This window comes from Kitasatospora sp. NPDC057936, assembly GCF_042887525.1.
GTDB lineage: Bacteria > Actinomycetota > Actinomycetes > Streptomycetales > Streptomycetaceae > Kitasatospora.
In genome coordinates this window covers 1-7322 of the sequence record NZ_JBHVPD010000167.1, presented here as the reverse complement: position 1 = coordinate 7322, position 7322 = coordinate 1, and the positions used below count along the sequence as shown (strand labels likewise).

Annotated in this window: 4 protein-coding genes; all 4 read right to left on the bottom strand. The window is 75.8% G+C overall.

What is annotated here, in order from left to right; genetic code table 11:
• Positions 1 to 242: 242 nt before the first annotated feature.
• Entirely contained in the window at positions 243 to 2174 is a 1932-nt protein-coding gene (gene ftsH, locus ACFVU9_RS44400) for an ATP-dependent zinc metalloprotease FtsH (RefSeq protein WP_380443853.1), read from the bottom strand.
• Positions 2175 to 2376: 202 nt separating this feature from the next.
• Positions 2377 to 2901 (bottom strand): GNAT family N-acetyltransferase, encoded by a 525-nt coding sequence (locus ACFVU9_RS44395; protein WP_380443851.1) that lies wholly within the window; start codon positions 2899 to 2901, stop codon positions 2377 to 2379.
• 134 nt (positions 2902 to 3035) lie between these two features.
• Entirely contained in the window at positions 3036 to 4601 is a 1566-nt protein-coding gene (gene ffh / locus ACFVU9_RS44390; RefSeq protein WP_380443916.1) for a signal recognition particle protein, read from the bottom strand.
• A gap of 134 nt (positions 4602 to 4735) precedes the next feature.
• Positions 4736 to 7201, bottom strand: a complete 2466-nt coding sequence (locus ACFVU9_RS44385) for a [protein-PII] uridylyltransferase (protein WP_380443849.1) — start codon at positions 7199 to 7201, stop codon at positions 4736 to 4738.
• Positions 7202 to 7322 lie beyond the last annotated feature (121 nt).

Genomic DNA, 7322 nt, shown 5'->3' with positions numbered 1-7322 from the left:
TGGGGGTTTTTTTTTTTTTTAATCCACCCCCGCGGCCCCCCGGCCCGGCGGCCCGCGGGGGGGGGGGGCCCCCCCCCGTCGCGCCCCCCCGGGGGGGGCCCCCCCCCCCGGCCCCCCCCCCCCCGGCCTTCTACCCGCGCTTCCCCGAACTGCCCTGCACGGCCCCGCCGCGCACCACCGGGCCCCGCCGCGCACCGAACGGCCCCGCATGGCCCCACCGGGACCCGCCGCGCCCCGCCGCCCTACGAAGCGTCCCCGTCCTCGGCCGCCTCCCGCGGCACCCCGGCGGCCCGGTAGGCCTGCGCCTCGTCCAGCGTCTCCGCCTCCAGCAGCGCCGCCGCCAGCGCGTCGAGCCGGGTCCGCTGCTCGGTCAGGATCCGCACCGCGTCCTCGTAGCACTCGGCGACGATCCGCCGGGCCTCCTCGTCCACCGCGTCGAGCGTGGTCGGGGCGGCGGAGAGCCCGTACGCCCCCTGCGGGTCGGCGGGCACGGCGGTGAGCCGCCCGACCCGCTCGCTCATGCCCCAGCGGCCGGCCATCCCCCGGGCGATGTTGGTGACCTGCTCCAGGTCGCTCTCCGCGCCCGTGGTGATGACCCCGTAGACGACCTGCTCGGCCGCCATCCCGCCGAGCGCGCCGATGATCCGGCCGCGCAGGTAGGGCTCGGTGTACGAGTAGCGGTCGTTCTCGGGCGTGGAGAGCGTGACGCCGAGCGCCCGGCCGCGCGGCACGATGGTGATCTTGCGGACCGGGTCGGCGCCGGGCTGGAGCATCCCCAGCAGCGCGTGCCCGCTCTCGTGGTACGCCGTGCGCTCGCGCTCCTCCTGCGGCATCACCAGCGGCCGGACGGCGCCGAGCTGGACCTTCTCCAGCGCGTCCGAGAGGTCCCGCTCGTTGACGGCGTCCTGCTTGCGCTTGACGGCCAGCAGGGCGGCCTCGTTGACGAGGTTGGCGAGCTCGGCGCCGGTCATCCCGGGGGTGACCTTGGCCAGCCGGGTGAGGTCGGCGTCGCCGGCCAGCGGGACGGTCCGGGAGTGGATGGCGAGGATCGCGGCGCGCCCCTCGCGGTCCGGCGGACTGACGGTGATCCGCCGGTCGAAGCGGCCGGGGCGCAGCAGCGCGGGGTCGAGCACGTCGGCCCGGTTGGTCGCGGCGATCACGATGACGCCCTCGGAGCCGGTGAAGCCGTCCATCTCGGTGAGGATCTGGTTGAGCGTCTGCTCGCGCTCGTCGTGCCCGCCGAGGCCGCCGCCCCCGCCGCGCTGGCGGCCGATGGTGTCGATCTCGTCGATGAAGACGATCGCCGGCGCCACCTTGCGCGCCTCGGCGAAGAGTTCGCGGACGCGGCTGGCGCCGACGCCGACGATCATCTCGATGAACTCGGAGGCGGAGGCGGAGAAGAACGGCACGTTGGCCTCGCCGGCGACGGCCCGGGCGAGCAGCGTCTTGCCGGTGCCGGGCGGGCCGCTCAGCAGCACGCCGCGCGGCATCTTGGCGCCCATCATGCGGTACCGCTGCGGGTTCTTCAGGAAGTCGACGACCTCGGCGAGTTCGGCCTCGACCTCGTCGATGCCGGCCACGTCGGCGAAGGTGGTGCGCTTGCCCTCCTCCGCGACCACCGGCTTGGGCGGCGCCTTGCGGCCGAGCGGCCCGGCGCCGAGGCCGCCGGACATCCGGCGGGCGAGCAGCACCCAGATGAAGACCAGCAGCAGCATCGGGGCCAGCGAGAGCAGCAGGTTGGAGAGGAAGCTGCGCTGCTGGACGACCGGCGAGGTGGCGGTGACCTCGATGCCCTGCTGCTGGAGGGTGGCCCAGAGGTTGTCGTTGGCGAAGGAGGGCCGCTGGGTGGCGAAGTCGGTGTAGTCGCCCTTGGCGCCGTCCGGCCGGGGCTGGGCGGACTTGAGGGTGCCCTCGATGGCGTCGCCCTTGGAGTAGATCTTGGTGATGTTGCCCTTGTTCAGCTGGTTGTTGAACTCGGTGTAGGAGATCGTCGTGGCGCCCTCGTTGCCGAAGAAGGACAGCAGCACGTCCGAGATCAGGAACACCACGAGCGCGGTGAGGATGAGGCCCATCCAGCCGCCGGGCATCCGGCGGCGGGGCGGCGGCGGGGGCGGGGCGCCCTCCGACCGCCAGGGCTGGTCGGGGGTCTGGCGCGGCGGGACGGGTTCGGTCACCTCTCGGACGATACGGACGCACGCTCGGGCGGGCCAACCGCAACGCCGCACCCCAGAGCGGCCCCCGGGTCAGCCCCGCGCGGCCTCCCGACCCGCCCCGAGCGGCCCCGGGACAGCCCCGCCCCGCCCCCGAGCGGCCCCGACCGCGGCCGCCCCCACCCCGACCGCCGGATGCCCGCCGGACGCCCGCCGGGCACACCCGCTAGGCGCCCGAGCCCGGCCACTCCTCGACGGTCATCGCGAACCGCTCGTGGTCGCGCCAGGCGCCCTGCAGGAACAGCATCCGCGGCGTGTAGCCCTCGTGCCGGAAGCCCAGCCGCTTCGCCAGCGCGATCGACCGCTCGTTGTCCGGCTGCACGTTGATCTCCAGCCGGTGCAGCCCGAGCCCGCCCGCCGGCTGCGGGGCGAAGCAGCGGTCCACGACCAGCCGCATGCCCTCGGTCATCCGCCCGGTGCCGGCGAACGGCAGGTAGGAGTCGTAGCCGAGGGAGGCGTTGCAGAAGCGGCCCATCACGATGTTGGCCACGTTCACCTTGCCGACCAGCCCGCCGGTCTCGCGGTCGACGATCAGGAAGGTCCGCAGGCCGGCCCCCTGGCGCTCCAGCAGGTCGGGCAGCCCGTTCGGCTCGACCGGGTTCCACCGCCCGACGTGCTCGGCGGACCGTCGGACCGCCTCGGCGTACGCACCCTCGTCCTCGGCCCGCGGGGCCCTGATCGTCACTCGCACCCCACCATCATCGGACACGCGATCGGCCCGCCGCCCGGATAATCCGGACGACGGGCCGATCGGTGACGACGGCGGGGACGGTGGCGGGCCGACGGGCCCCGGCCGGGCCGACGGGCACCGGACCGCCCGGATGCCTACAGCAGGTCCTTGAACTCCTTGGGGAGCTCGAAGTCGGCCGGTCCCTTGCCCGCGCCGAGGCCGAACGCCCCGCCGTCGGCCGGGGCCTGGGCGCCGCCCGGGCCGAGTGCGCGCCGCTCGGCGGCGGCCGCCTCCTCCTGCGCGCGCTTCAGCGGGTTGCCGCTCTTGCGCTTGCCCTTGGCCTGCGGGGCCTTCTTCGCGGACTTCTTCGCGCCGCCGCCCATGCCCGGGATCCCCGGCATGCCGGGCATGCCCTTGCCGGAGGCCATCGCGGACATCATCTTGCGGGCGTCGAAGAACCGCTCGACCAGGTTCTTGACCTCGCCGACCTGGACGCCCGAACCCTTGGCGATGCGGGCCCGGCGGGAGCCGTTGATCAGCTCCGGCTCGGCACGCTCGGCCGGCGTCATCGACTTGATGATCGCGCCGACGCGGTTGACGTCCTTGTCGTCGATGTTGTTGATCTGCTCGCGGATCTGGCCCATGCCGGGCAGCATGCCGAGCAGCTTGGAGATCGAGCCCATCTTCTGGACCTGCTCCAGCTGGGACAGGAAGTCGTCCAGCGTGAAGGCCTTCGGGCCGCCGCGCAGCTTGGCGGCGATCTTCTCGGCCTCGGCCTGCGAGAAGGTCTGCTCGGCCTTCTCGATCAGCGAGAGGACGTCACCCATGCCGAGGATGCGCGAGGCCATCCGGTCCGGGTGGAAGGCGTCGAAGTCGTCGACCTTCTCGCCGTTCGAGGCGAACATGATCTGCCGGCCGGTGACGTGCGCGACCGACAGGGCGGCACCGCCGCGGGCGTCGCCGTCGAGCTTGGAGAGCACGACACCGGTGAAGTCGACGCCGTCGAGGAAGGCCTGCGCGGTGGTGACCGCGTCCTGGCCGATCATCGCGTCGACGACGAACAGGACCTCGTCCGGCTCGACCGCGGCGCGGATGTCCGCGGCCTGCTGCATCAGCTCGGCGTCGATGCCGAGGCGGCCGGCGGTGTCGACGACGACGACGTCGTACTGCTTCTGCTTGGCGTACTCGATCGAGTCCTTGGCCACCTGCACCGGGTCGCCGACGCCGTTGCCCGGCTGCGGGCCGTAGAAGGCCACGCCGGCGCGCTCGGCGACCACCTGGAGCTGGTTGACCGCGTTGGGGCGCTGGAGGTCGCAGGCGACCAGCAGCGGGGTGTGCTTCTGCTTCTTCAGCCAGTGGCCGAGCTTGCCCGCGAGGGTGGTCTTACCGGCACCCTGCAGACCGGCGAGCATGATCACCGTGGGGCCGTTCTTCGCGAACCGCACCCGACGGGTCTCGCCGCCGAGGATCGCGATGAGCTCCTCGTTGACGATCTTGATGATCTGCTGCGCCGGGTTCAGCGCGCCCGAGACCTCGGCACCGAGCGCCCGGTCCTTGACCTGCTTGATGAAGGCCCGGACGACCGGCAGCGCGACGTCCGCCTCCAGCAGCGCGATGCGGATCTCGCGGGCGGTGGCGTCGATGTCCGCCTCGCTGAGGCGGCCCTTGCCCCGGAGGTTCTTGAACGTCGCTGCGAGGCGATCGGAAAGGGTGTCGAACACGTCGTCGCGGGTCCTCTGCGGCATCGGTATCGGTACGGTCGTCGCCCCCAAGGGTATCCGGCCACCCCGGGTACGGTCTCCACCCCCGTACGGACCGGGTCCGCGGCCCCTTTCCACCGGGCCCGCGACCCCGTTCAGCCCAGTGCCGCGCGGACCGCGGCCGCCACCTCCCCGGCCCGCTGGGCGGCCAGCGGGCGGCCCTCCCCGTCGGTCAGGTAGAAGGAGTCGACGGCGTCCGCGCCGAGCGTGGAGACGTGCGCGGTGCGCACCCGGACGCCGGCCTCGTCCAGCGCCCGGCCGATCCGGTGCAGCAACCCGGGGGCGTCGTGCGCGCGGACCTCCAGGACGGTCGCCGTCGCCGAGGCCACCGCGGGCGCGACCGTGACCAGCGGCGGCGGGGTCGGGATGCCCCGGCGCCGCGGGGCCGCCGCGTCCCGCTCGGCGAGCCGGCGGGCGACGTCCAGCGAGCCGTCCAGCGCCCGGCGCAGGTCCGCGCGCAGCCGGGCGGCCTCCGGCAGCTCGCCGTACTCGGCCGCCACCCGCCAGGAGAGCAGCAGGACCGGGCCCGCGCCGATCGGGTCCAGCTCGCGCAGGCCCGCCGAGCGGACGGTCAGCCGGTGCAGCGCGAGCACCCCGGCGACCGTGCCGAGCAGTCCGGGCCGGTCCGGGACGGCCAGCGTCAGCTCCACGCCCATCGGCTCCGGCGGGGTCGTGAGGGGCGGCTGCGCCGCAGGCGGGCCCGCCGTCTCCGCCTGGGCCTGGAGCGCCAGCGCCGGGGCGTCGGTGCGCGCGGCCTCGACGGCGAGCCGCTCCTGCTCGGCCGTGGGCGCCGCCTCGGCCGGCGCCGCCGGTCCCCCGGACAGCTGGGCGGCGGCCCGCGCCACCAGGCCGTCCACCAGCGAGGCGCGCCAGGTGCTCCACGCCGCCGGGCCGGTGGCCAGCGCGTCCGCCTCGGTGAGCGCGTGCAGCAGTTCCAGGCGCGGCAGGGTGGTGACCACCTTGGTGATCGCCTCGACGGTGGCCGGGTCGTCCGGGTCCCGCCGGGTGGCGGTGTCGACCAGGGTCAGGTGGTGGCGGACCAGCACCGCGAGGGTCTCGGTGTCCTCGGGGTCGAAGCCCATCCGGACGGCGACGTCGCGCACGATCACCTCGCCGGCCTCGCTGTGGTCACCGGGCCAGCCCTTGCCGATGTCGTGCAGCAGCGCGGCGACCAGCAGCAGGTCGGGCCGGGCCACCCGGCGGGTCATCGCGGCGGCCCGCACCGCCGTCTCGACGAGGTGGCGGTCCACCGTCCACCGGTGCACCGCGTTGCGCTGGGGGCGGCAGCGGACCCGCTCCCAGTCCGGCAGCAGCCGGGTGACCACGCCCTCGGCCTCCAGCGCCTCCCACACCGGCACGGCCGCCTCGCCGGCGCCGAGCAGCGTGACCAGCTGCTCGCGCGCCTCGTCGGGCCAGGGCACGGGCAGCGGGCGGCACTCGGCGGCGAGCCTGCGGACCGTCGCGTACGAGACGGTGAGCCCGTTCTGCGCGGCGGCCGCCGCGGCGCGCAGCGGCAGGACGGGGTCGGCGGCCGGGCGGGCGCCCTGCGCGAGCACCGCCTCGCCGTCCTGCTCGACGACGCCCTCGGCGAGCGGGCGGCGCTCGACCGCGCCGCGCGCCACCGCGCCCGAACCGCGCCCGGCGCCGCCGAACGGGAAGGCCAGCCGCCCCGGCCGTCGGCCCCGGCCGGACCGGGCGGCGAGCACCCGGTCCACCGCCCGCCAGGTGACGTCGCTCGCGTAGGCGATGGTCCGGGCGGCCTCGTAGACCTGGCGCAGCAGCGCGTCGGCGTCCAGCACGCCGAGCCGCTCGGCGACCTGGTCCTGGTCCTGGAGGCTGAGCCGCTCGGTGGCCCGGCCGGTGGCCAGGTGCAGCGCGTCGCGGACGTCGGCCAGCCGCAGCGCGGCGTCGTCGAGGCCGTCGCGCGGGGCGTCGGCGAGCCAGGTCGCGGCGACCGCGTTGAGCGCGACGACGTCGCGCAGGCCGCCCCGGGCCTCCTTGAGGTCGGGCTCCAGCAGGAACGACAGCTCGCCGTGCCGCTCGGCCCGCTCCCGGCCGAGCTCGCGCAGCTCGGGCAGCCGGGCCGGGGCGCCGGCCCGCCAGTCGCCGAGGACGGCGGAGCGCAGGGCCGCGGTCAGCGACTCGTCCCCGGCGACGTGGCGGGCGTCCAGCAGGCCGAGCTGCGCCTTGAGGTCGGCGGCGGCGACGGACCGCGCCTCGGCGACGGTGCGCACCGAGTGGTCGAGGGAGGCCCCCGCGTCCCACACGGGGTACCAGATCCGCTCGGGCAGCTCCCGGTCGATCCGGCCGGAGTGCAGCAGGAGGACGTCGAGGTCGCTGCGCGGGGAGAGTTCGCCGCGCCCGTAGCCGCCGACGGCGACCAGGGCGACGCCGGCGGGGGCACCGGCGGACGCGAGCAGGCCCGCCAGCCAGTCGTCGGTGAGCCGGGCGAGCGCGGCGCGGCGTTCGCGGCCGGCCGGGCCGGGGCCGGCGAGCAGCGCGGCTCTGGCCGCTCCGTAGCCGGCGGGACCGGAATCGGAAGGACTGGTCTCGGTGGTCATGCGGGGTCCCGTCCGTCGGGCGGTTGTGCGGGGTGGCGCCGGCGGGCGGGCCGGGTGCCGATGCGCCGCCGGGCGGGGGGGGGCCCCCCCGGGGGGGGGGCGCGCCCCCCGCGGGCGGGAG